Origin of the sequence: Streptomyces sp. 840.1, from assembly GCF_003751445.1 — a bacterium.
Lineage (GTDB): Bacteria > Actinomycetota > Actinomycetes > Streptomycetales > Streptomycetaceae > Streptomyces.
The window spans coordinates 298385-322131 of the sequence record NZ_RJUU01000001.1 but is presented as its reverse complement, the minus strand read 5'-3'; the positions used below and the strand labels follow the sequence as shown (position 1 = coordinate 322131).

At 69.7% G+C, this 23747-nt stretch carries 22 protein-coding genes, 1 pseudogene and 1 riboswitch; of the genes and pseudogenes, 16 read left to right on the top strand and 7 right to left on the bottom strand.

All coding sequences use genetic code 11. The features are described from left to right. Nucleotides 1-71: 71 nt before the first annotated feature. Nucleotides 72-164: riboswitch (glycine riboswitch) on the bottom strand. Between the two features lie 155 nt (nt 165-319). From EDD93_RS01400 to EDD93_RS01350, 11 genes are all read left to right on the top strand, one after another. After that, entirely contained in the window at nt 320-1000 is a 681-nt protein-coding gene (locus EDD93_RS01400) for an AAA family ATPase (protein WP_123527529.1), read from the top strand. Nucleotides 1001-1057: 57 nt separating this feature from the next. Beyond that, complete coding sequence (locus tag EDD93_RS01395) at nt 1058-1828, top strand: enhanced serine sensitivity protein SseB (RefSeq protein WP_123523419.1); 771 nt, start codon at nt 1058-1060, stop codon at nt 1826-1828. A 248-nt stretch (nt 1829-2076) separates the two neighbouring features. Beyond that, nucleotides 2077-2841: an enhanced serine sensitivity protein SseB C-terminal domain-containing protein gene (locus EDD93_RS01390; protein ID WP_123523418.1), complete on the top strand. Its 765-nt coding sequence runs from the start codon at nt 2077-2079 to the stop codon at nt 2839-2841. Nucleotides 2842-3284: 443 nt separating this feature from the next. Next, nucleotides 3285-4283 carry an ABC transporter permease gene (locus EDD93_RS01385; RefSeq protein WP_123523417.1) on the top strand — a complete coding sequence of 333 codons (999 nt, stop codon included), beginning with the start codon at nt 3285-3287 and terminating at the stop codon, nt 4281-4283. Between the two features lie 117 nt (nt 4284-4400). Then, nucleotides 4401-6116: an ABC transporter substrate-binding protein gene (locus tag EDD93_RS01380; RefSeq protein ID WP_260255874.1), complete on the top strand. Its 1716-nt coding sequence runs from the start codon at nt 4401-4403 to the stop codon at nt 6114-6116. Between the two features lie 149 nt (nt 6117-6265). Further along, entirely contained in the window at nt 6266-7276 is a 1011-nt protein-coding gene (locus tag EDD93_RS01375) for an ABC transporter permease (RefSeq protein ID WP_123523415.1), read from the top strand. Next, nucleotides 7273-8361 (top strand): ABC transporter ATP-binding protein, encoded by a 1089-nt coding sequence (locus EDD93_RS01370; RefSeq protein WP_123523414.1) that lies wholly within the window; start codon nt 7273-7275, stop codon nt 8359-8361. The genes EDD93_RS01375 and EDD93_RS01370 overlap by 4 nt, the downstream gene beginning before the upstream one ends. Nucleotides 8362-8417: 56 nt before the next feature. Next, nucleotides 8418-9626 carry a dipeptide ABC transporter ATP-binding protein gene (locus EDD93_RS01365; protein ID WP_311318329.1) on the top strand — a complete coding sequence of 403 codons (1209 nt, stop codon included), beginning with the start codon at nt 8418-8420 and terminating at the stop codon, nt 9624-9626. A gap of 18 nt (nt 9627-9644) precedes the next feature. Continuing rightward, the gene (locus EDD93_RS01360; protein WP_123523413.1) at nt 9645-10304 is read left to right on the top strand and encodes a trimeric intracellular cation channel family protein; all 660 of its coding nucleotides are present in this window, start codon (nt 9645-9647) and stop codon (nt 10302-10304) included. A 71-nt stretch (nt 10305-10375) separates the two neighbouring features. Further along, nucleotides 10376-11242 carry a thioesterase family protein gene (locus tag EDD93_RS01355; protein ID WP_123523412.1) on the top strand — a complete coding sequence of 289 codons (867 nt, stop codon included), beginning with the start codon at nt 10376-10378 and terminating at the stop codon, nt 11240-11242. A gap of 37 nt (nt 11243-11279) precedes the next feature. Further along, nucleotides 11280-12272, top strand: a complete 993-nt coding sequence (locus EDD93_RS01350; protein ID WP_123523411.1) for a YafY family protein — start codon at nt 11280-11282, stop codon at nt 12270-12272. On the opposite strand, the pseudogene EDD93_RS01345 reads toward EDD93_RS01350, so the two are convergent. After that, a pseudogene (locus EDD93_RS01345) lies at nt 12220-13083 on the bottom strand (alpha/beta fold hydrolase). The gene EDD93_RS01350 and the pseudogene EDD93_RS01345 overlap by 53 nt on opposite strands. A gap of 10 nt (nt 13084-13093) precedes the next feature. Next, nucleotides 13094-13735, bottom strand: a complete 642-nt coding sequence (locus tag EDD93_RS01340; protein ID WP_123523410.1) for a TetR family transcriptional regulator — start codon at nt 13733-13735, stop codon at nt 13094-13096. A gap of 101 nt (nt 13736-13836) precedes the next feature. On the opposite strand from EDD93_RS01340, the gene EDD93_RS39495 reads away from it, so the two are divergent. The 3 genes from EDD93_RS39495 (at nt 13837) to EDD93_RS01330 (ending at nt 15745) form a co-directional block, all read left to right on the top strand. Further along, a complete protein-coding gene (locus EDD93_RS39495; RefSeq protein WP_185092185.1) occupies nt 13837-13998 on the top strand; it encodes a hypothetical protein in 162 nt (53 codons plus the stop codon). 62 nt (nt 13999-14060) lie between these two features. Next, a complete protein-coding gene (locus EDD93_RS01335; RefSeq protein WP_123523409.1) occupies nt 14061-14423 on the top strand; it encodes a DUF4190 domain-containing protein in 363 nt (120 codons plus the stop codon). A 152-nt stretch (nt 14424-14575) separates the two neighbouring features. Then, nucleotides 14576-15745 carry a cysteine desulfurase family protein gene (locus EDD93_RS01330; RefSeq protein ID WP_123523408.1) on the top strand — a complete coding sequence of 390 codons (1170 nt, stop codon included), beginning with the start codon at nt 14576-14578 and terminating at the stop codon, nt 15743-15745. A gap of 16 nt (nt 15746-15761) precedes the next feature. Here EDD93_RS01330 and EDD93_RS01325 read toward each other — a convergent pair whose 3' ends face one another. Further along, nucleotides 15762-16424 carry an N-acetylmuramoyl-L-alanine amidase gene (locus tag EDD93_RS01325; protein WP_123523407.1) on the bottom strand — a complete coding sequence of 221 codons (663 nt, stop codon included), beginning with the start codon at nt 16422-16424 and terminating at the stop codon, nt 15762-15764. Between the two features lie 61 nt (nt 16425-16485). On the opposite strand from EDD93_RS01325, the gene mnmA reads away from it, so the two are divergent. Further along, nucleotides 16486-17622, top strand: coding sequence for a tRNA 2-thiouridine(34) synthase MnmA (gene mnmA / locus EDD93_RS01320; RefSeq protein WP_123523406.1), 1137 nt, complete (start codon nt 16486-16488; stop codon nt 17620-17622). Between the two features lie 863 nt (nt 17623-18485). Next, the gene (locus EDD93_RS01310) at nt 18486-21125 is read left to right on the top strand and encodes a KGGVGR-motif variant AAA ATPase (protein WP_123523404.1); all 2640 of its coding nucleotides are present in this window, start codon (nt 18486-18488) and stop codon (nt 21123-21125) included. A 465-nt stretch (nt 21126-21590) separates the two neighbouring features. On the opposite strand, the gene EDD93_RS01305 is transcribed toward EDD93_RS01310, so the two are convergent. From EDD93_RS01305 to EDD93_RS01290, 4 genes are all read right to left on the bottom strand, one after another. Then, nucleotides 21591-21779, bottom strand: coding sequence for a DUF397 domain-containing protein (locus tag EDD93_RS01305; protein ID WP_260255585.1), 189 nt, complete (start codon nt 21777-21779; stop codon nt 21591-21593). 28 nt (nt 21780-21807) lie between these two features. Beyond that, the gene (locus EDD93_RS01300) at nt 21808-22251 is read right to left on the bottom strand and encodes a hypothetical protein (protein ID WP_260255584.1); all 444 of its coding nucleotides are present in this window, start codon (nt 22249-22251) and stop codon (nt 21808-21810) included. A 186-nt stretch (nt 22252-22437) separates the two neighbouring features. Next, nucleotides 22438-23238 (bottom strand): alpha/beta fold hydrolase, encoded by an 801-nt coding sequence (locus tag EDD93_RS01295; RefSeq protein ID WP_123523403.1) that lies wholly within the window; start codon nt 23236-23238, stop codon nt 22438-22440. Between the two features lie 106 nt (nt 23239-23344). Next, nucleotides 23345-23680 (bottom strand): DUF427 domain-containing protein, encoded by a 336-nt coding sequence (locus tag EDD93_RS01290; protein ID WP_123523402.1) that lies wholly within the window; start codon nt 23678-23680, stop codon nt 23345-23347. Nucleotides 23681-23747: the final 67 nt, after the last annotated feature.

Genomic DNA, 23747 nt, shown 5'->3' with positions numbered 1-23747 from the left:
CCGAGAGGCCCCGGAGGGGTTCGGCTTGCACCTTGGGTGGAGTCGCCGGGCGACTCGCTTTTCAGATCTGCCTCATCCACGCGGTACGGGGCCTGAGAGATTCAAGGGAGGATCTTGCTCCTTCGGCGTCCGGCCGGTGGCCGGAACTCTCCCGCGCGGATTCGAGCGGCCTTTATGCAGTTGGCCGCCATCATCGCACGCATCGCCGGTCTGTGGGGCGCCGGTACCCCACCGGATGCGGCGGGTCGTGAGCTTGTGCCGCATTACCTTTTCTTTACACTTCTTGGGCAGGTGTGTGTCGGCCGACAGGGGGATGGCGATGACGTTGCAGCGGTACGCGACGACCGCGGGAGTCGCGGGTGGCGCACTGCCCGCCCAGCAGGGCGCCCCGGCCCGGGAGGCGTCGGGCCCGTGCGGCCCCGTCGTCCGGGACCTGCGCGGCCGGGCCGGGCGCAGCCCGCGCGCCCTGCACTTCGCGGCGGGCGACGTGGTGGTGGTCTCCGGGCTGCCGGGCAGCGGCAAGTCGACGCTGATCGGGCGGGCCGTGTCCGCCCGCGTCATCGACTCCCAGGACACCCGGGACCGCTGGGCCGCCCTGCTGCCGCGCTTAGTCCCCTACGCCCTCTACCGGCCGCTCGTCCGCGTCGCCCACTACTGGGGACTGTGGCGGGTGCTGCGCTCCGGCGCCTCCGTCGTCGTCCACGACTGCGGCACCCAGGGCTGGGTGCGCGGCTGGCTGGCCCGTGACGCCCGGCGGCGCGGCCGCGTCCTGCACCTCGTCCTGCTCGACGTCAGCGCGCAGACCGCGCGGGCCGGGCAGATCGAGCGGGGCCGGGGCGTCTCCGGATACGCCTTCGCCCGGCACCGCGGGGCGCTGCGCAGGCTGCTGCGGGACACCGAGACGGGACTGCTGCCCCTCGGCTGCGTATCGGCGGTGCTGCTGGACCGGGAGGCGGCGGCGCTGCTGACCCGGATCACCTTCGCGGAGGCGCACGGCTAACCTCTTGCTGCACGATCCGGCCATGATCCGCCGGACTGGCCCCCAGAGAGGGAAGCAGTGGACATTCCGGCACAGGACCGTATCCCCCCGCAGGGCGGATGGCCGGCCAATGAGCTAGAGGAAGTGCTGGGCGCCTCGCTCGGCAGCCCGGAGGCGGGCGGCCGGCTGGTCGAGGTGCTCGGCCGCAGCCATCTCTGGGTGCCCCTGCCCAACGGCGGCGGGCCGGACGCCACCGACCTGGACCTGCCGACCCTGGAGCTCGACGGCGGGGTGTACGTGCCCGTGTTCAGTTCCGAGCAGCAGTTCATCAGCTGCGTCGGCACCCATATGTCCTTCACCGTGGCGCCCGCCGTCGAGTTCGCCCGGGGGCTGCCCCCGCAGCTCGGCCTGGCGGTGAACCCCGGCGGCGCCGTCGGCATGCCGCTCCCGCCGCCCGCCGTGGCCGAGCTCTGCCGGGCCGGACGCAGCCTGCTCGACGGGCCGGCCGGCGGCGGCCGGGTGCGGCTGTACGAGCCGGACTGGAAGGAGGAGCCCGTCGACTTCCTCGCGGCCGCCGCCGCCGAGTTCGAGCAGAGCGGCGTCGTGCTCAGCGCCCGCAGGGCCCTCGCCAGCATCGAGGGCGGCGACCCCGTCCTCTTCGTCGGCGTCGAGTTCTCGACCTGGGACGGCGCGGGGCGCAACGCCCCCATGGACGCCCTCGGCCGGGCGCTCGGCCGCGTCGAACCGCCGTGGCCGGTGAACCTGGTCCTGCTCGACGTGGCGCAGGACCCGGTCGCCGACTGGATGCGCGCGCGGATCCGGCCGTTCTTCCAGCGCCCGGCCGAGTAGCGCGGACCGGCGGCGCCCGGGGGGACGGCGGCGGGCCATGGCGTCAAGTCGGTGTCAGGACCGGCGCCTAAGCTGGTTTGATGGCTGGTGCCTCGGCACCGCGCCGCGCCCGTGTGCCCCGGGAGCGGCAGGCCGACACAGTTGATCGAAGAGGGGCGGGACCCAGGGTGAGTGCGTCAGGCATGGGGGCGGCCGATGGGATCTCCCCTGTTCGGGCGGGACCGGGCGCCCCGGGAAACCTCGAGCACATGCTGCGCCAGGTGACACCCGGACGCTACGACGCGTACGAGGCCCTGCTCCAGGCCCTGGCGGCCGACCGGATCTGGATGCTGCTCTGGCACGGCCGGGCCGGTTCGCCGGAGGCCCAGTACGGCAACATGGAGATCGACGGCCTCGGCTACGCCCCCTGTGTCACCTCCGCCCAGGAGCTCGCCGCCAGCGGCTGGAACCGGGCCCACGAGGTGGTGGGCGGCCGCGACATCGCCCGCGCCCTGTTCCCCGACCGCTGGGGTATCTGGCTCAATCCGCACGCCCCGGGCGGCGGCGTCGGCATCCCCTGGCTCGACCTGCGCCGGATCGCCACCGGCCTCGACCGGATGCCCGCCGGCCCGCTGCGGATCAGCGACCCCGCCCTGGAGACCCCGCAGTTCTACGCCCAGCTGACGCAGAACGCCCACCACACCCCGGCGATCCGCTCGCTGCGCCGCGCCTGGGTGCAGCCCGCGCTCGGCGTGCCCTACCTCGCCATCGGCCTCGACCTGTACGACACCAGCCAGCCGTCCGTCGACGCGGTGCGCGCGATGATGCAGCAGTCGATCGGCGCGGTCCCGGAGGGGCTGCCGGTCTCCACCGTCGCCATGTCCGACGAGTACGACCCCGTCGCGATGTGGCTGCGGGGCAACTCCCGTCCGTTCTACGACCGCGAGTCGCACGCCCCGGCCGCCCGCAGCGGCGTCGTCGCTCCCGGTTACGGCTACCCACAGGCCCCCGGCCCGGCCCCGCACAGTTACTAGGCCGCTCACCGGAGCGGACAAACGTATCCCCGGTGGACAAGACCACCACCGCCGTCACCCAAATCGCCACTCAATAAGGCCTGTTGGGTGGCATGTCCGTTCTGGTGGATTAGCGGGCGAGTGGTCCGCTCACTCGATCCGCCTGTCCGGATAACGGAAGCTCACTGACCGCATCACGTTTGAGCAAACATTCCCCGTCAGGTCTGGCGGGTGATCGCAACTGCGTTGAAGACTCCCGGCTAGTGGGGATCGTCGGCCCTTTGTACGAGGTTGCCCCGGCGGACATTCCGTGGACGCTTCCGACACATCGCACGCATCAGACGCATCAGACGTTTTTCAGCACCAGCACCTCAGCCGCATGAACGTGCGCGGCTGACACGCGCCAGGCCGTTACCGCGGCGAGCAAGGGCCGGCCACCGCCGGCGGGAGGGGTCAAAGGCACTGTGACCGCACCGATCGAGACCACCGGATCGGCTGCCGAGGCTCAGCCGGAGGCAGTACTCACGGGAGTCAAGCAGAGCCAGATCGAAGGCCGTTCGCTCGGACAGATCGCCTGGTCCCGCTTCAAGCGGGACAAGGTGGCCGTCGCCGGCGGCATCGTTGTCATCCTGCTGATCCTGCTCGCTGTCCTCTCCAAGCCGATCCAGGCCGTCTTCGGTCTGGACCCCAACGAGTTCCACCAGGACCTCATCGACCCCGCGCTGCTCGCCCCCAAGGGCGACTGGGGCGGCATGAGCTGGAGCCATCCGCTCGGCGTCGAGCCGCAGTACGGGCGCGACATCCTGTCCCGGATCATCGAGGGCTCCTGGGTCTCCCTCGTCGTCGCCGTCGGCGCCACCCTGCTCTCCGTGGTGATCGGCGTCTTCTTCGGCGTGGTCTCGGGGTTCTACGGCGGCTGGGTCGACACGGTCATCAGCCGCATGATGGACACCTTCCTGGCCTTCCCGCTGCTGCTGTTCGCGATCTCCATCTCGGCGGCGCTGCAGGACGGCGCGTTCGGCCTGGAGGGGCTGCCGCTGCGGCTCGCGGTACTGATCTTCGTGATCGGCTTCTTCAGCTGGCCGTACATGGGCCGTATCGTCCGGGCCCAGACGATGAGCCTGCGCAACCGCGAATTCGTCGAGGCGGCGCGGTCGTTGGGCGCCCGCGGCCCCTTCATCCTCTTCCGGGAGCTGCTGCCGAACCTGGTGGCGCCCATCCTGGTCTACTCCACGCTGCTGATCCCGTCGAACATCCTCTTCGAGGCGGGTCTCAGCTACCTCGGGGTCGGTATCGCCCCGCCGCAGGCCTCCTGGGGCGGGATGCTCACCAACGCGATCGACTTCTACCGGAACGACCCGATGTACATGATCGTGCCAGGCGTGGCCATCTTCGTCACGGTCCTGGCGTTCAACCTGCTGGGAGACGGGCTGCGTGATGCCCTCGACCCCCGTAGCAAGTAGGGCCCGGGTGCTCGTCACAAGGACGTGCGACATGCCATGGCAACCATCGATTGAGGGGAATTTCCTCAGGTGAAGACCAGAAAAACTACAGCGGTGGTTGCCACAGCTGTGGCCCTGATGCTGGCCGCGTCCGCGTGCAGCGGCTCCGACGACGACAACGGCGGTGGCAGCAGCGGCAAGGGCTCCGGCGCCACCGACGCCGCACTGACGTCGGTCGTCAACAAGTCGGACAAGAAGGGCGGCACCGTCAAGATCGAGCTCTCCGACGAGCCCGACTCCCTCGACCCCGGTAACACGTACTACGGCTGGGTGCAGAACTTCTCCCGCCTGTACGGCCGCACCCTGACGTCCTTCAAGCCGGCCGCCGGCAAGGACGGCCTGGAGATCGTCCCGGACCTCGCGGAGGGCCTCGGCAAGGCCAGCGCCGACGCGAAGACCTGGACGTACACGCTGAAGAAGGGTCTCAAGTTCGAGGACGGGACCCCGATCACCTCGAAGGACGTCAAGTACGCCGTCGAGCGGTCCAACTTCGCGCCGGAGGCCCTGTCCAACGGCCCGACGTACTTCAAGGCCCACCTGCTCGGTGGTGACAAGTACAAGGGTCCGTACAAGGACAAGAGCGCGGGCGGCATCTCCTCCATCGAGACGCCGGACGACACCACGATCGTCTTCAAGCTGAAGGACGCCTTCGCGGACTTCGACTACCTGGCGACCTTCTCGCAGACGGCCCCCGTGCCGGCCTCGAAGGACAAGGGCGCCGACTATGTGAAGCACATCGTGTCGTCGGGCCCGTACAAGTTCGAGTCGTACGACGAGGGCCGCGGCGCGACCCTGGTGCGCAACTCGAACTGGGACCCGAAGACCGACCCGAACCGCCCGGCCCTGCCGAACAAGGTGACGGTGCGCTTCAAGGTCAAGCAGGAGACGGTCGACAACAACCTGATCGCCGACAACACCACGGCCGACGGTGCCGGCACCGGTGTCGCCCCGGCCACCCAGCCGGACGTGCTCACCAAGCCCGACCTGAAGAAGCAGACCGACAACTCGTACGCGGGCGCCACCTCGTACATCGGTCTGAACGTCCACGTGGCCCCGTTCGACAACATCCACTGCCGCAAGGCCGTTCAGTGGGGCATCGACAAGGCGTCGGTCCAGGCCGCCCAGGGTGGCGACCCCAAGGGTGACGTCGCGACGACCCTGCTGCCGCCGACCGTCAACGGCTACAGCAAGTTCGACCTGTACGAGTCCGCCGGCCACAAGGGCGACGAGGCCAAGGCCAAGGACGAGCTGAAGCAGTGCGGCAAGCCGAAGGGCTTCGACACCAAGATCTCGGCCCGCTCCGACCGCCCCGCCGAGATGGCCATGGTCACCGCGGTGCAGGCCTCGCTCAAGAAGATCGGCGTCAACGCCGAGATCAAGAGCTTCCCGGCCGGCAAGTACTTCTCGAACTTCGCGGGCAACCCGAGCTACGTGCACGCGAACAAGCTCGGCATGATCATGAGCGCCTGGGGTGCCGACTGGCCGACCGGCTTCGGCTTCCTGGACCAGATCATCAACGGCTCGGCCATCAAGCCGTCCGGTGGCAACAACGTCCAGGAGCTGGACGACCCGAAGATCAACAAGATGCTCAACGAGGGCATCGCCAACACCGACACCGCCGCCCGTGAGAAGGCGTGGGGCGACATCGACAAGGCCGTGGCCGAAGGCGCCACCGCCGTGCCGCTGATCTACCGCAAGAACCTGCTGCTCCGGCCGAAGTCCGCGACCAACGTCACGGTCACCCAGGCCTACCTCGGCATGTACGACTACGTGCTGATGGGTTCCGCCAAGTAGGTACGGCCCCGTTCCCCGGGCCGCGCGCACACCGCGCGGCCCGGGGAACGGCCCCCCGGGCCCCCAGAATTGTCCTGAAAGGCAGGTGAAGGCACGGTGTCCGACCGCACGGGTTACCCCCGGCAGACAGATACCGGCGCCGGATAGCTGTGGCTGCGTACATCATCCGACGCGTCTTCGGCGCGGTACTGCTGCTGTTGATCGTCAGCGCAGTCACCTTCGCGATCTTCTTCCTCGTCCCCCGGCTCGCCGGGCAGACGATGGACCAACTGGCGGCCCAGTACGTGGGCAAGGACGCCAATCCGCAGTCCATCCTCGCGGTCAAACAGAACCTCGGCCTCGACCAGCCGCTGTACGAGCAGTTCTGGCACTTCATCAAGCAGATCTTCGTCGGCGCGGACTACACGTTCGGCCCCGAGGTCTCGCACTGCGGTGCCCCGTGCTTCGGCTTCTCCTTCAAGAACCACGTCGAGGTCTGGCCCGAGCTGACCGCGCGTATCCCGGTCACGTTCTCGCTGGCCATCGGTGCCGCGGTGATCTGGCTGCTCAGCGGTGTGGCCATCGGTGTCGTCTCCGCGCTCAAGCGGGGCTCGATCCTGGACCGCTTCTTCATGGCCGTCGCCCTCGCCGGCGTCTCGCTGCCGATCTTCTTCACCGGCATGCTCGCGCTGGGCGTCTTCACCGTGCAGTGGCCCGTCTGGGAGAACATCACCTACGTCCCGTTCACGGAGAACCCGCTGGACTGGGCCTGGAACCTGCTGATCCCGTGGTGCTCGCTGGCCTTCCTCTACTCCGCGCTCTACGCCCGCATCACCAGAGCCGGGATGCTGGAGACCATGGGGGAGGACTACATCCGCACGGCCCGCGCCAAGGGCCTGAAGGAGAGCGTGATCATCGGAAAGCACGGTCTGCGGGCCGCGCTCACCCCGATCGTCACCATCTTCGGCATGGACTTCGGCCTGCTGGTCGGCGGCGCGGTCATCACCGAGCAGGTGTTCTCGTTCCAGGGCCTCGGCTTCTACGCCATCGACGGGGTCAGGGGCAACGACCTGCCCATCGTGATGGGCGTGACGCTCATCGCGGCCTTCTTCATCGTCGTCTGCAATCTGCTGGTGGACCTGGTGTACGCCGCCATCGACCCCAGGGTGAGGTACTCGTGACCGAGGTTTCCAAGGCACAGACCGCGGCGGCCGGCAAGCCCGCCGCCGCGCGGGCCGGCGACGAGGCCTTCCTCTCCGTACGGGACCTGCGCATCCACTTCAAGACGGACGACGGCCTGGTCAAGTCGGTCGACGGCGTGAGCTTTGACGTGAAGCCCGGACAGACCCTCGGCATCGTGGGCGAGTCCGGCTCCGGCAAGTCCGTCACCTCGCTCGGCGTGCTGGGCCTGCACCGCACGGCCCCCAACGCCCGCATCTCCGGCGAGGTCTGGCTGGACGGCGAGGAGCTGATCGGCGCCTCCGACGCCCGGGTGCGCGAGCTGCGCGGCCGCAAGATGGCCATGATCTTCCAGGACCCGCTCTCCGCGATGCACCCGTACTTCACGGTCGGCGGGCAGATCGTGGAGGCGTACCGGGTCCACAACAAGGTCACCAAGAAGGTCGCCCGCACCCGCGCCATCGAGATGCTCGACCGGGTCGGCATCCCCGAGCCGCACAAGCGCGTCGACTCCCACCCGCACGAGTTCTCCGGCGGCATGCGCCAGCGCGCCATGATCGCGATGGCCCTGGTCAACAACCCCGAACTGCTCATCGCGGACGAGCCGACCACCGCCCTGGACGTCACCGTCCAGGCGCAGATCCTGGACCTGATCCGGGACCTGCAGAAGGAGTTCGGCTCCGCCGTCATCATGATCACCCATGACCTCGGGGTGGTCGCGGAGATGGCCGACGAGCTCCTGGTGATGTACGGCGGCCGTTGCATCGAGCGCGGTTCCGCGGAGAAGGTGTTCTACGAGCCCCAGCACCCGTACACCTGGGGACTGCTCACCTCGATGCCGCGCATCGACCGCGAGGAGACCGACCGGCTGATCCCCGTCAAGGGCCAGCCGCCGTCGCTGATCAACGTCCCGGACGGCTGCGCGTTCAACCCGCGCTGCCCGTACGCGGACATCCCCAAGGACAACCTCACCCGCACGACGCGTCCCGAGCTGGAGCAGGTCGGTGACGGGCACTTCTCCGCCTGCCACATGTCACCGCAGGAGCGGGCCCGGATCTGGTCCGAAGAGATTGCGCCGAAGCTGTGAGCGATCCGAGCGATGTGAGCGACGTGAGTGACGTGAGCCAGAAGAAGAACACCCCGGTGCTGGAGAAGGACGTGTCGATCCCGGAACAGGCCACCGCCTCCCGCGAGCCGTTGCTCAGGGTCGAGGGCCTGGCCAAGCACTTCCCGATCCGCAAGGGGGTGTTCGGCCGGCAGAGCGCCGCGGTCAAGGCCGTCGACGGCATCGACTTCGAGGTGTACCCGGGGGAGACCCTGGGCGTCGTGGGCGAGTCCGGCTGCGGCAAGTCGACGATGGGCCGGCTGATCACCCGGCTGATCGAACCGACCGGCGGCAAGGTCGAGTTCGAGGGCCGCGACATCACGCACCTGTCCATGGGCAAGCTGCGTCCGATGCGCCGCGACGTCCAGATGATCTTCCAGGACCCGTACTCCTCGCTGAACCCGAGGCACACGATCGGCACGATCGTCAGCGCGCCGTTCAGGCTCCAGGGCGTCGAGCCCGAGGGCGGTCTGAAGAACCACGTCCAGGAGCTGCTGTCGCTGGTCGGGCTCAGCCCCGAGCACTACAACCGCTACCCGCACGAGTTCTCCGGCGGCCAGCGCCAGCGCATCGGCATCGCCCGCGCCCTCGCCCTGCGCCCGAAGCTCGTCGTGGCCGACGAGCCGGTCTCCGCGCTCGACGTGTCGATCCAGGCGCAGGTGGTCAACCTGCTCGACGACCTCCAGGACGAGCTCGGGCTCACGTACGTGATCATCGCGCACGACCTGTCGGTCATCCGCCATGTCTCGGACCGGATCGCGGTCATGTACCTGGGCAAGATCGTCGAGCTGGCGGACCGCAAGTCGCTGTACTCGGCGCCGATGCACCCGTACACCAAGGCCCTGATGTCCGCCGTGCCGGTGCCGGACCCCCGCCGGCGCGGGGCGAAGAGCGAGCGCATCCTGCTCAAGGGCGATGTGCCCTCGCCGATCTCGCCGCCCAGCGGCTGCCGGTTCCACACCCGGTGCTGGAAGGCCACGGAGGTCTGCAAGACGCAGGAGCCGCCGCTGATCGCGCTGAAGACCGGCCACCAGGTCGCCTGCCACCACCCGGAGAACGCGCCCGACCAGGTGCCGGGACAGCAGGTGCTGACCGCGGCCAGGGAAGCGGTCGAGCTGATCACGCCCGCCAAGGAGAGCTCCGCCGAGGAGAGCTCCGCCGGGGCGCCGTCCGAGGCGCCCGCCACGCTCGGCAAGAAGGACACCGCAACACCCTCCGAGACGGCGGAGGACAGCCCGAAGGAGTAGTACCGGCACAATTGCCCGGTGCTCAACGAACTGTTCACGCCCTCCGTCCAGCATGCGCTCGACATCGTCGGGATCTTCGTCTTCGCGATCTCCGGCGCTCTGCTCGCCGTACGCAAGAACTTCGATGTCTTCGGCATCGCGGTACTCGCCGAGGTCACCGCGCTGGGCGGGGGGCTGTTCCGCGACGTGATCATCGGCGCGGTGCCACCCGCCGCGTTCACGGACCTCGGGTACTTCACCACCCCGCTCCTCGCCGCCTGTCTGGTCTTCTTCCTGCACCCGCACGTCGAACGGATCCAGGTCGGCATCAACGTCTTCGACGCCGCCGGGCTCGGCCTCTTCTGCGTCACCGGCACGGTCAAGGCGTACGACTACGGCCTCGGGCTGACCGCGTCGGCGGCGCTCGGGCTGGCCACCGCGGTCGGCGGTGGTGTGCTGCGGGACGTACTCGCCAACGAGGTTCCCTCGTTGCTGCGCTGGGACCGCGACCTGTACGCGGTGCCCGCGATCGTGGGGGCCGCGATGATCGTGCTCTGCATCCGCTTCGACGCGCTCAACGCCTTCACCAGCGGCGCGGCGGTGATCACGGCGTTCGTGCTCCGGCTGCTGGCGCTGCGCTTCCACTGGCGGGCCCCGCGCGCCTACAACCGCCGTTCGGCCGCTGCGGACGAGGGATAGCCCAGGTGTCCGGCGTCTCACCGGCCGAGAAAAGCTACCGCTCAGTAATGCAATCGGGGTACGGTGCGTCCATGGCACAGGCAGCAGCGCAGGCGGCAGAGACCGCGCAGGCGACCATCGGCGACAGCGAGTTCGACCGGGACACCGCCGTCACCCTTCGCGAGGAAGGCGTCTACGACGCCGAGCTCTCGCCCGGCTGGACGATCATCCACGCCGTCAACGGCGGCTACCTGCTCGCCATGCTCGGCCGCGCCCTCAGCGAGGCGCTCCCGCACCCGGACCCCTTCTCGGTCTCCGCGCACTACCTCACCGCGTCCGTCCCGGGCCCCGCGGTGATCCGCACCCAGGTCGTCCGGCCCGGGCGCACCCTCTCCACCGGCGAGGCCTCCCTCTTCCAGTACGCGGACGACGGCACCGAGGTCGAGCGCATCCGGGTCCTCGCCACCTACGGCGACCTGGGCGCGCTGAGCGACGACATCCGCACCGCCGCCGCGCCGCCCGCCATCGCGCCCCGCGAGCACTGCCTGGGCCCCAGTGACGGACCCGCCGCGATCCCCGGCAGCTCCGCGATCACCGACCGGCTCGACATCAAACTGGACCCGGCGACCATCGGCTGGGCCGTGGGCCAGCCGTCCGGCAAGGGCGAGATGCGCGGCTGGTTCGGGCTCGCGGACGGCCGCGACGCCGACCCGCTCTCGCTGCTGCTCACCGTCGACGCACTGCCGCCGACCTCGTTCGAGCTGGGGCTCAAGGGCTGGACCCCGACCGTCGAACTCACCACCCATGTCCGCTGCCGCCCGGCTCCCGGCCCGCTCCGCGTCTCCATCACCACCCGCAACCTCGCGGGCGGCTACCTGGAGGAGGACGCCGAGGTCTGGGACAGCGCCAACCGGCTGGTCGCCCAGTCCCGTCAGCTCGCCAGGGCGCCGCGCAGCTGACACCCCGCGCGGGCCGGAGCCGGGAGATGCTGGTGCGGTGAAGGCCGACCGGTTGCTCTCCATCCTGCTGCTGCTCCAGACCCGTGGCCCGGTCCCCGCGCCGGAGCTCGCGGAGCGCCTGGACGTCTCCGTGCGCACCATCTACCGGGACGCCGAGGCGCTCTCCGCGTCCGGCGTCCCCGTCTACGCGGAACGCGGCAGGCACGGCGGTATCGCCCTGCTGCCCGGGTTCCGCACCGATGTCACCGGGCTGACCGCCGACGAGGCGCGCGCCCTGTTCGTCACGGCGGCGGACGGCACCCACCGGGCGCTCGGGCTCGACGCGGCGATCGGCTCCGCGCTGCGCAAGGTGATGGCGGCACTGCCCGCCCCGCACCGGCCCGCCGCCGAGCTGACCAGCCGCCGGATCCTCGTCGACCCGGTGCGCTGGATGAGCGGTCCGCGCGGCCCCGTCGACATCGCCGAGCTGCACGACGCGGTGTTCACCGACCGGCGGCTGCGGCTGCGCTACCGGCACAGCGGTACGCGGGCCGCGCGCACCCTCACCGTCGATCCGTACGGCCTGGTGGTGAAGGCGGGCGTCTGGTACCTGGTCGCGGACCGGGACGGGGAGCCCCGGCTCTTCCGCGCGGACCGGGTACGGCGCGCCGTCCTCACCGACGAGCCCGTGGTGCGCAGGCCCGGCGTGGAACTGGCCCAGGTGTGGGAGGTGCTGCGCCGCCAGGTCGAGGAACGGCGGGGGGAGGTGATCCTGCTGGTACGGGTGCACCGCTCCCGGCTGGACCTGTTCCTGCGGCTGAACGCGGCCGTGCTCACCGGGGAGCCCCGGCCCGAGGAGCGGGACGGTGAGTGGCTGCGGGCCGAACTCGCCGTGGAATCGGTGGAGTGGGCGCGCTCCCTGCTCTCCTTCGGCCCGAACGTCGAGGTCCTCGCACCGCCCGCCGCGCGCACGGTGGTCGCCGCGCACGCGGCCGCCGTCACGGCGCTGTACGGGGAGCCGGGGCCGGGGGCGTCCGCAGGAAGCCGGTGAGCGCGGCGGTCAGCTCGGCCGGGGCGTCCTCCTGCACGAGGTGTCCGGCCCCCTCGATGAGCCGCAGCTCGGAGCCCGGTACGAGGGCGGCCAGTTCATGGCCGCGTCCGACCGGGATCCAGGTGTCCTCGGTGCCTCAGCAGATCAATACCGGCGGCTCGATCTCGCCGTAGCGGTGCTGGATCTCATCGGTGAACCGCTGGTCGTTCTGGCTGATCTGCCGGTAGAAGGCGGGCTGTCCGGCCTCGGTGCACCAGGGCGCGACCAGCCGGTCCAGGACCGCCGGCCGCAGACCGGGGTGACTGGCGGAGCTCACGTACTCGCGCACCAGCGCACGGTGCAGCGCCGGGGGCAACTGCCCGAAGACCTCCGGGTGTCCGCCGAGCAGCCGGTAGGCGGGTGAGCCCCAGGGAGCCGGCGCCACCGGGTCCACCAGGGCCAGCCGGCGGTAGCGGGCGCCGTGCAGCAGATGGGCGCGCAGGGCGACGCAGCCGCCGAAGTCGTGGGCGGCCACGGCGGGTTCGGGGAGCTCCCAGTGGCCGAGGAGCTCGGTGAGCACCCGGGCCTGGGAGCCGAGCGAGACGTCCTGGCCCTCGTACTGGGCGGAGGCGCCGTACCCGGGCAGGTCCCAGACGAAGACCCGGTGGTCCTGGGCCAGTGCGCGGGCCACCCCGCGCCCGACGTACGAGGAGAAGGGCATCCCGTGCACCAGGACGACGGGCGGTGCCCCGGCCCGGCCCAGGGCGGCCCAGCGGACCTCCCCCGCGGAGCTGCGGAACGTGCGGTCCAGGACCCAGGTGTCGTCGCTCATGCGGGCCGGCCTAGGGTCGGGCGGCGGAGGGACTGCCGTCCAGCCAGTGCAGCCGGCCGAGGGTGACCAGGCGGAGCCGGCGCCGGGCCACCTCGGCCACCGCACGCCCGCCGTCCGGACCCGCGTCCAGCAGCGCCGAGGCGGTGATGACCATGTGGTCGACGTAGAGGCCGCCCAGCATCAGCAGGTCCTCCTCGCTCCAGCCCCGCGACTCCGGCTCCCCGGCGAGGGCCGCCGCCACCTCCTCGGTGAACCGCCGCAGCTGGGCCGCGATGGCCTCGCGGACCGGGCCGACCCCGCCGTGCTGCTCGCGGGCGATGAACCGGAAGTGCGCGGGCTGCTCACGGACGTGGCGCGCTATCAGGCCGACGCTGCGGTCCAGCCGTACCTCGCTGTCGCCGGTCTCGGCCAGGATCGCGCCGATCATTCCGTGCAGGCTGCCCAGCGTCTGCTCGACGAGGGCCACCCCGAGCGCGGCGATGCCGTCGAAGTGCCGGTAGAAGGCCGTCGGCGTGACACCGCCCGCGCGGGTCACCTCACGCAGCCCCAGGCTGCTCAGGCTCTGCTCCTCCAGCAGCCCGAGGGCGGCGTCGAGCAGCGCCTGACGCGTCTTCAGTTTCTGGGCCTGGCGGATACCGGCGGTGTGACTCATGCCATTCAGTAAACAACTGTTCTCCGGGGCGGGGAAGTGGTGTGCGGGTCTAGACTGACAAGTCAGTGAACACTCGTGCTCTCAACTTGGAAAGGCCGGCCATGATCGTCCTCGTCGTCGCCCTGCTCCTGCTGGGGATCGTGCTGGGAGCGGTGACCCACCTGCCGCTGCCGCTGACGCTCGTCCTCGGCGCCCTCATCGGCTGCTGGCTGCTGGTCTTCGCCGTACGCGAGCGGCTGGGCGCGCAGCGCCGCTCCAGGTGACGGACGCCGCCGCCCGCCGCCCTGTCGCAGTCGCCCGTATCCACCCCGAAGGAGTCCGCACCATGACGCTCACCACACTCGGCCGCCGCTCCGGTACGACGGACGGCGCCGGGCCGGACGCCCACACCGAAGCCCACACCGAAGCCTCCGCCGCCGACCGCTCCGGCCGGTCCACGCGGGGCCGGTCGACGCGGGAGGCCGACGCCCTCGCGGTCGCCTCGTTCGTCCTCGGCCTCGTCGGACTGCTGGTGATGAACGTCCTGCTGGGCCCGGCGGCCATCGTGATGGCGGTCATCGCCCTGGCCCGCTCCACCGCCCGTCGCGGCCGCGCCCTGCTGGGACTCGCGCTCGGCGTCGCGGACCTGGTGGTTCTGGCCCTCCTCGTCACCGGGGACGGCGCCGTCGGCTGGAGCTTCGGCGGCTGACCGGGCGCGATCGCGGTGCGCGGGCACCGGAATCACGGTGTAACCGGCACCGGTTCCGCGGTGCATGCGGCACTGATTTCGCGGTGCGCGGGTACGAAGGCGCCATGCGCCCGCTCTGTGCCCCGCCGCAGGCTCGTAGAATCGAGCCCACCATGGCTTACCTCGACCACGCCGCGACCACCCCGATGCTTCCGGAAGCGATCGCGGCGATGACCGCCCAGCTCGCTGTCACCGGCAACGCGTCCTCCCTGCACGCCGCCGGGCGCCGGGCCCGCCGTACCGTCGAGGAGTCCAGAGAGACCCTCGCCGACGCCCTCGGCGCACGCCCCAGCGAGGTGGTCCTCACCTCCGGCGGCACCGAAGCGGACAACCTCGCGGTGAAGGGCCTGTACTGGGCCCGCCGCGACGCCGACCCCCGCCGTACCCGGGTGCTGGCCAGCCCCGTCGAGCACCACGCGGTGCTCGACGCCGTGGACTGGCTGGCCGAGCACGAGGGCGCGACCGTCGAGTACCTCCCCGTCGACCGCTACGGGCGCGTCCACCCGGACGTGCTGCGCGAGGCCCTGGTCCGTAACCCCGACGACGTCGCGATGATCACCGTGATGTGGGCCAACAACGAGATCGGCACCATCATGCCGATCCGTGAACTGGCCTCCGTGGCGCGTGAGTTCGACGTTCCGATGCACGCCGACGCGGTGCAGGCCTTCGGCCAGCTGGAGGTCGACTTCGCCCGGTCCGGACTGGCCGCGATGACCGTCAGCGCACACAAGATCGGCGGCCCGTTCGGGGTCGGCGCACTGCTGCTGGGCCGCGACTTCACCCCCGTACCCGTACTGCACGGCGGTGGTCAGGAGCGCCATGTGCGCTCCGGCACCCTCGATGTGCCCGGCGTCGCGGCGTTCGCCGTCGCGGGACGGCTCGCCGCCGACGGGCGCGAGGACTTCGCCCGGGAGATCGGCGGCCTGCGCGACGAGCTGGTGGCGGCCGTGCTGGCGCGGGTCCCGGACGCCGTACTCGGCGGCGACCCGGCCCCCGGCGGGCGGCTCCCGGCCAACGCGCACTTCACGTTCCCCGGCTGCGAGGGCGACTCACTCCTCCTGCTGCTGGACGCCCAGGGCATCGAGTGCTCGACCGGCTCCGCCTGCACGGCGGGGATCGCCCAGCCCAGCCACGTGCTGCTCGCCACCGGCACCGACCCGGACCTGGCACGCGGCACCCTGCGCTTCTCGCTCGGCCACACCACGACCAAGCAGGACATCGACGAGGTGGCGCGGGCCATCGGACCCGCGGTGGAACGGGCCAGGACGGCCGGGCTCAGCTGAACGCCGGCGGCGCGCCTCAGCGCCGCGCCGCCCGCACCAGCTTCAGGTAGCGGTCCCAGTCCCAGTGCTTCCCGGGGTCCGTGTGATCGGTGCCCGGCACCTCCACGTGCCCGATGATGTGCTTCCGGTCCACCGGTATCCCGTACCGCGCGCATATCGCGGCGGTCAGCCGGGCGGACGACGTGTACATCGCCGCCGTGAAGTCCTGCGGGCGGTCCACGAAGCCCTCGTGCTCGATACCGACACTGCGCTCGTTGTAGGAGCGGTTGCCCGCGTGGAAGGCCACGTCCAGCTCGCGGATCATCTGCGTCACATGGCCGTCCTTGCGCACCACGTAGTGCGCCGCGGCCCCGTGCCGGGGGTCCTGGAAGACCCTGACGGCGCTCTGGAAACTGCCCTGCGTGACATGGATGACGACCCGGTCGACGCCGTAGTCGTCCGGGCGGTCCGCCCGCCGCCAGTTCGACGGGGACGCCGCCGTCCACTCGGCCCGCGCGTAGTCCACCGCGCCCGGCGTGCGGGGCTTCTCCACGCCCGGCAGCCGCCACCAGGCACGTTTCAGCTGATCGCGGGCGAGCGCCGCCGTGCCGGCCGCCGTGACGACGCCACCGATCAGCACCGAGCGGCGGCTGATGCCGGTGCCCGAGCCCTCGGTGCCATTCGTGGCCTTGGTCCCCATGTGTTCGACAACGCATATCCAGGAGCGTTCGGTTCCCGTCGCCCCGTACCCTGGTGGAGCTATGACTCAGACTTCCCAGCGCCCCCTCCGTGTCCTCGCCGCCATGTCGGGCGGTGTCGACTCCGCCGTCGCCGCGGCCCGCGCCGCCGAGGCGGGCCACGACGTGACCGGCGTGCACCTCGCCCTCTCCGCGAACCCGCAGTCCTTCCGGACCGGGGCCCGGGGCTGTTGCACGATCGAGGACTCCCGCGACGCCCGCCGCGCCGCGGACGTCATCGGCATCCCCTTCTACGTCTGGGACCTGGCGGAACGCTTCCGCGAGGACGTCGTGGAGGACTTCGTCGCCGAGTACGAGGCCGGGCGCACGCCCAACCCGTGCCTCCGCTGCAACGAGAAGATCAAGTTCGCGGCGCTGCTCGACAAGGCGCTCGCGCTGGGCTTCGACGCGGTCTGCACCGGCCACTACGCCACGGTCGTGCTCGCCTCGGACGGCAGCCGTGAGCTGCACCGCGCCTCCGACATGGCCAAGGACCAGAGCTATGTGCTGGGCGTCCTGGACGAGCGCCAGCTCGCCCACGCCATGTTCCCGCTCGGCGACACCCTCACCACCAAGGACGAGATCCGCGCCGAGGCCGAGCGCCGGGGCCTGGCCGTCGCCAAGAAGCCCGACAGCCACGACATCTGCTTCATCGCCGACGGCGACACCCAGGGCTTCCTGGCCGACCGCCTCGGCGGCACGGCGCAGGGCGACATCCTCGACGAGTCCGGCACCAAGCTCGGCACCCACGAGGGCGCCTTCGGCTTCACCATCGGCCAGCGCAAGGGCCTGCGCATCGGCCACCCCGCGGCCGACGGCAAGCCGCGCTACGTCCTGGACATCTCCCCGGTGAACAACACGGTGACCGTCGGCCCCGTCGAGGCCCTCGACGTGACCGCCCTGACCGCGATCAAGCCCCGCTGGTGCGGCACCCCGCCGTCCGGTCCCGGCACGTACACCGCCCAGCTGCGCGCCCACGGCGGCGAGACGGAGGTGAGCGCCGAGCTGACCGACGGCACGCTCCACGTCTCGTTCACCGAGCCGGTGCGCGGCGTGGCGCCCGGCCAGGCGGTCGTGCTGTACGACGGCACCCGGGTGGTCGGCTCCGCGACGATCGCGACGACGGTGCGCCGCGAGACGGCCGCGGCCACTTCCTGCTGACCGCTGATGCGACCGGGGTCATATTAGCCCCGCCAGCGGACTGGCAGCACGAGGTGTGCGTAAAACGGGGCAAGGACTGTGTCCTATGTGGTGAGACAGACGAGTCATTTGTAGAAGCAGAGGGCGGCGGCGAGTCTGAAGGAGGTCAGGTAGACACCTAGTCCCAAGCGAAGCGCGAGGTTTGGTTCGACCGCAGCGGGACGCCCAGAGACGGAGAGCGGCAGCATTCGTGTGGGCCGCATGGCCGAGATTCGGAAGGCCGGCACGCCGCAGGGTTGACGCTTCCACCTGCAATTCAGTCCAAGCCAGGCGTTAATTCTGGCGGGGAAATGAAGAGTGACCCAGCGAGCATCACTCACGTACGCGGACTCGTTAGCACTCGGCGGCCACAAGAAGCCTAGAGTGGCAGCAGATGGCACCGCAGGGGGGACAACGGGCTTGTACGAAGATCCGCGCACGTCACAGGAGTGGGAGGACGTGGCTCTGGAGCGTCGCTCGGACGCAGCTGAGTTGCATCGAGCCGGACGTCACGTGGCCTGCGTCTACTACCTAGGATTCACTGCTGAGTGCTTCGCCAAGGCTCTGTGCGTCGCTCGGGGCCGCCCCGTGCCACGGAACCGCAGCGGGCACGACGTACTCGCGATCCTGGAGCACGCGGGGTTCAGCCCGCAGGTGCTGCCACAGGAGGTGCGGAGCTTCCTAGCGGATCGTGACGTCAGTCTGCGCTATCAACTCGTGCTGCCAGAGGATGTAGAGATCGAGGACGAGATCGTGGCGGCCAATCGCTTCGTGAGTTGGTGCATCAGACAGTTGCGGCGTCGGCCAGGAGTGCACGGTACGAAAGCTCAGAGGAGGAACGCGCTGTGACACAGCCGGACGAAATCAGTCGTATCGAAGAAATCCTGCGACAGTCCTTTGGGGAGCAGGTGCGGGTCACCGCAGATCCCTTCGTTGGCATTCGGGTTGCGGTGGTCTCGGAGGCGTTCACCAGGATGACGCCGCGGGCTCGGCGCGAGCGCGTCCAGGCCCTGGTGCCGGGCGCGGAAGTCGTCCGTTTTGAGTTGCTGACCCCGGATGAGGCGAGGTTCGCAGAAAAGGACGAACTGGGTATCCCGCCTGTGCTCGCGGAATTGCCGCTGTGGCCCGAGGCGTTGGCGAACGGTCGAGCGGACGAGATCACAGTGCGTTTTCCGTCCGAGGATTACGGCACGCTCCCGTCCCCTGTGGTCTCGACGTTTTACTCGCTGCGTGGCGGCGTCGGCCGATCCACGGCCCTGGCGCACGCGGCGCGCATTATTGCGGCGCAGGGTCTCAAGGTGCTTTGCATCGATATGGACTTGGAAGCCCCCGGTCTAGCGTCGCTCTTCGATGTCGAGGATCGTGTAACCGAAGGCATGGGCGTGGTGCCGTTGCTGGCAGCGGCTGAGGTCAACGGTGAAATCTACGGGCTGGACGAACACGTCCTACAGGTCACCGAGGATGCTGGCCTGTTTCTGCTTCCGGCGGGGTGCCCCGGCGCGGAGTACGCCCGACTGCTTTCCCACCTCGATCCTTCGGCCTGGTACGGGGAAGACGAAATTAACCCCCTGCGATTGTTGGTGGAGGCAGTGTCTGGCCTCGCTGAGCAGCCGGACGTGGTCCTTATCGATTCTCGAACCGGCATCAGTCCGTTGGCGGCTCCCCTGCTGTTCGACGTCTCCGACATCAACGTGATTGCCTTCTACCCGCACCCACAGGCCAAGGCTGGCACTCGGGCGCTCACCCGTGCTCTGCTCGCAGCGAATTCCCGTCGCTCGGTGGAGGGAAAGCCGTGCACTCCGGAGATTCGCTTCCTGGTGTCCCCGGTGCCAGCCACCCCTGAGGTTCGCGCTCTGTATGCGGAGCGCGCCCAGGAGTGGATCAAGGATTGGTTGTCCGTAGCACGAAACACCGCAGGCGGCCCGGCTTTCGAGGCGCTGGAAGAGATCACTCAGGTCATCGGCTACCAGGAGACGCTGGCCGTCTCGGACTCCGTGATGCGTGTCCAGGGTGCGGAAGACTTCACCGTAGTCGCGGACTGGATCACCGGGCTTGTGGAACCGCGTGACGCGCTCGGAGAGCGTGAGCATGAGGTCCCGGAACCGAGCAAAGCGGAAGTGCTGACTTCGCTGCAATTTGCCGGAGAGACAGCCGAAAATCAGGATCTGGAAGAACTGAACGGCACCTTCCTGAGCACCGCCGACGTGGGCCGTGCGCTCGACTTGGACACCGTGGTCGTGATCGGGCGCAAAGGCACCGGCAAGACGGCCGTGTTCCGCAGGCTCGCCGAGACGCCGACGGCCGTTGTCGTCACCGGCCCGCCAGGACTCGACACTCATCGGAGCTGGACGCCGGACGCGGACGTGTATGGGACGCTCGAGGCGGACCTGCGGGAGCGGGGGTTGGAGTGGCGTCAGGCGTGGCCGGTGCTTGTCGGCCTCGCTATCCGTCAATACCTGTCCAACGTGCCGCAGCCCAACTGGGCGTCGGCGCCCATCGGCGTCCCCGCGGCAGGTGGCGACTATCTCAAGACAGACCTGCTCAACGACGTAAGGGCCCTGTTGTCGGACTCGCAAGCGCCTTTGCTGGTCGGCGAATGGCTTCAGGAAATCGACCGTAGTCTCGACGGGGACCACGTGCTGCTGTTCGATGCCCTGGATACCGGCTTCGGCAACAGCGACAACGATCGCAGGCGCCGCAACGACGGGGTGGCCGGTCTACTCACAGCGGTGGGTTCGCTTGGGCCGCAGCTGCGCAAGCTGCACTTCAAGATTCTGTTGCGCGAGGACATCTGGCGTGAGTCAAAGGTGCCCAACAAGTCGCATCTGAGTGCTCGTTCGGCACGTTTGAGTTGGTCCAACAAGACGGACTACCTCCGCATCGTGATCAAGCAGGCGTGGCGGTCCCAGCCGTTCAGGCAGTTGGTTACCGCACGCCTGAACAAGCCCGACTTCAGGTTGGAGAAGACTCCGGTCGAGTACTGGCCAGAGGAGTTCGTGCGCAATGCCTGGGTGATCCTGGCGAGCGAGCGGGTGTCCGGCGGGCGCACGGCCTACACCGACAACTGGGTTTGGTCACGGCTCGCCGACGCTAACGGCGACCATGCCCCCCGGGCGCTTGCCCAGATGATGACAGCCGCAGTCGGATTGGAGCGGGGCTTCGAGGCCGGAAATTCTTATTCTCGGTCCATCATCCGTCCCCGCGCACTGGTGGAGTCCCTGGACGAGGTCAGCGAATCGGCCCTGGACGCGCTTCAGCGTGACGAATTCCCCGAGCTCGATCCACTGCTACGCAGACTGCGCCAGATCGGTTCCACGCCCTTTGCCACCGAGCAACTCGAGGAGACCTCCCCCGACCTCGTCAAGCTTGCCCGCGACGTTGGATTGTTGGAGGAAGTGCCCGGCCCGCGAGAAAAGGTGGAGCGCTACCGCGTTCCAGAGATGTACCGCAAGGCGCTCAACATGACGCGCAAGGGCCAGGCTTAACCTACTCATACGCATCAGGCTGGTGCGTCCAGCCCCTTCCGCTGGCGGTCGGCGGCCAGGGCAGGCGGACCATGGCGCGACTGGCTCGGGACCAGTGTGGAGATCAGTTGGTATGGGAACGCGCTCACGATGAATAGCTGAAAGGGCACGACGCATTGATACCAACTCCAGGGTGCTGACCTCGCGATCCGTGTCCCGATCCGGAGCAAGCGCCTGCGCGGATGGCGCCGACGTCATAACGGCGATCACGCCAAGATCGGCAGCCTCGGTGAATGTGCCATGGCCATTCTCAAGTCCTGGCGGCTCCTGCGGAAGCTCCGCTGGGGCACTACCCGGATCACAGCCGTCGTCCGAGCCGGCGCCCACCAACTCGCCACTTGACCAAGATGGAAAGGACTCACTACTGACCGAGGTGAACCCTCGGTCGTCACCACGATCTGAGATCTCTACATCGCGCGAGGCGGTTCATGGACCTGACCAGCTTTCACGACGACAAGCAGCGCGCACAGGGCGTTCCTTCCGGTGACCAGGAGGGCTGCCGGGCTCGCTCTTGCGCAGGGCGATGAGGCCGTCCTCGGTCGATGCGGTGATCTCGACACAGTTGTTGCCTCCCCCTCCGCAGAAGGGCGAGCGTTGCCAGCCAAGTTCGGGCACGTTGGGGCCCTCACGGCTTGCGGGCGATCTACCGGATGAGCTCACGGGACTCGCCGGGAGGAAGCGCGGAACCCTCCATCAGGTTGAGAAGGGAACGATAGATCCCCGACGGTGTCGGCGCGTCAATGAAATGAGCCCCGAACGATGTGTCGAGCTGGACGGCGTGGTGCTGGGCGACCGGCCCCTCGGCGTAAAGGATCCGACTGGCCTGCGCCATGTAGGGCCCGCGCGAAGCGGGGTGACCAGCCGGGTCGCATGGGCGCTTTCGGCGCGTCCGCATCTCGGAGACGTCTGGGTGGCCGTCGGGGTCCTTGCCCCGGTACTCGTCCCACCAGTGCCGGGCGCGGCGGCCGCCCGCCATCGCCACGAGGGCGGCTAGCAGTGCCGGGTCGTCGCATTCGTGGTGGCCGGCGATCTGCCGCACGCTGGCCTCACTGAGGCCGGTGCGCCCGGCCTCGATATCGGAGATCATCGTGCGGTCTGATCCGAGTAGCGGGCGGCGGCCTCCTAAAACGAGATGCCAACTCGCTCGCGTCTGCGACGGACTTCGGTGGCCAAGCGGCGCTGGCGTCCAGTGGGTTTGCTCCGTGGGGCCATGAATACTCTCCCGTATGGCTGCACAGCCTTGCAGCGACCCTGGCTGGCGGTCCAGTATCCATCAGAACGCCCGGCCCGCGTACACGTTCCGGGTGAAGAACTCCGCCAGCACCGGCGCGACCACCTGCGGGGCCAGCTCGCGGGTCTGGCCCGTCAGCGTGCGGTGGCGGCCCCGGGGGAGGGCGTCCGCCAGTAGCCGGGTCGCCGCCCTCGCGGAGGCCGTGCTGAACCCGCCGACGACCACGAGGGTCCGTGCCGTGACGGAGGCGAACCGCTCCTCGGGCACCGAGCCGTCGCCGAGCAGCGCGTCGTCGTACGCCAGAGTGTGCGCCATCGACTCAAGGTTCCGCCACAGCGGCGCACTCCGCATCCTGGCGATCAGATCGGCCGGGACGCCCGTCGTGGCCAGGAAGAGCTCCACCGCCCCGTCCCGGTCCCCGGCGGACAGCAGCCGGTGCAGCCGCTCCGTGCAGCCCGCCTTGAACAGCAGCCCGGCCGGGCCGGGGGTGTACGGCGGCTCGTAGACCGCGAGCAGGCCGACGGGGAGCCCGGCCGCCTGCGCCTCCAGGGCCAGCGCGCCGCCGGCCCCGGCGCCGAACACCGAGGGGCGGCCGCCCACCGCCGCGACGACCGCGCCCAGGTCCTCGATCTCGCGCTCCACCGCGTACGGCCCGCTGTCCCCGCTGTCGCCCCGGCCGCGCCTGTCGTAGGTGACGACGTGGAAGCGCGGCGCCAGCAGGCGCGCCAGCGGGGCCTCGGTCGCGGCCGTGGCCAGGGCCCCGCCCACCAGGATCACCGGCGGTCCTTCACCCCGGCACCGGTACGCGATCAGGGTGCCGTCGCGGGAGAGAGTCTTGTCCATGTGAAGGTGGACTGCGGGGCGCCCGGAAACTCATCGCCGGACGCGAAGAACTTTTGAACTTTCTCTTCACCGCAGCTCACAGCGGGTGCTGACGGCTGGTCAGCGCTCAGGACGGGACGGCCTCGGTGTCGTAGAAGCAGAAGTGGTCCTTGATCGCGGCGACTTCCTCCTTCGGCTCCGGGTACGCCCAGACGAGATCCGCCGCGCCCGGCAGCGACCAGTAGGAGGCGTCCCCCTTGAACGGGCAGTGGGTACGGGTGTCCGACGCCGTCAGCAGCTCGGTGCGGACGTCCTCGGGGGGCAGGTAGTACCGCACCGGACAGCCCGTCTCGCGCAGGACGAGGGGGCGCCGGCTCTCCGCGAGCAGTACGCCGTCGCGGACCACGCGAACATGCTCGGCGGCGGGCTCCACGGTGATGAGGTGTCCTCGGGTGGCAGTCATGTGTGGTTCAGCGGTACGGCACGCCCGTTTCTTCCCCGGCGGCACGGCTGCCGGGGGCGGGTTCTAC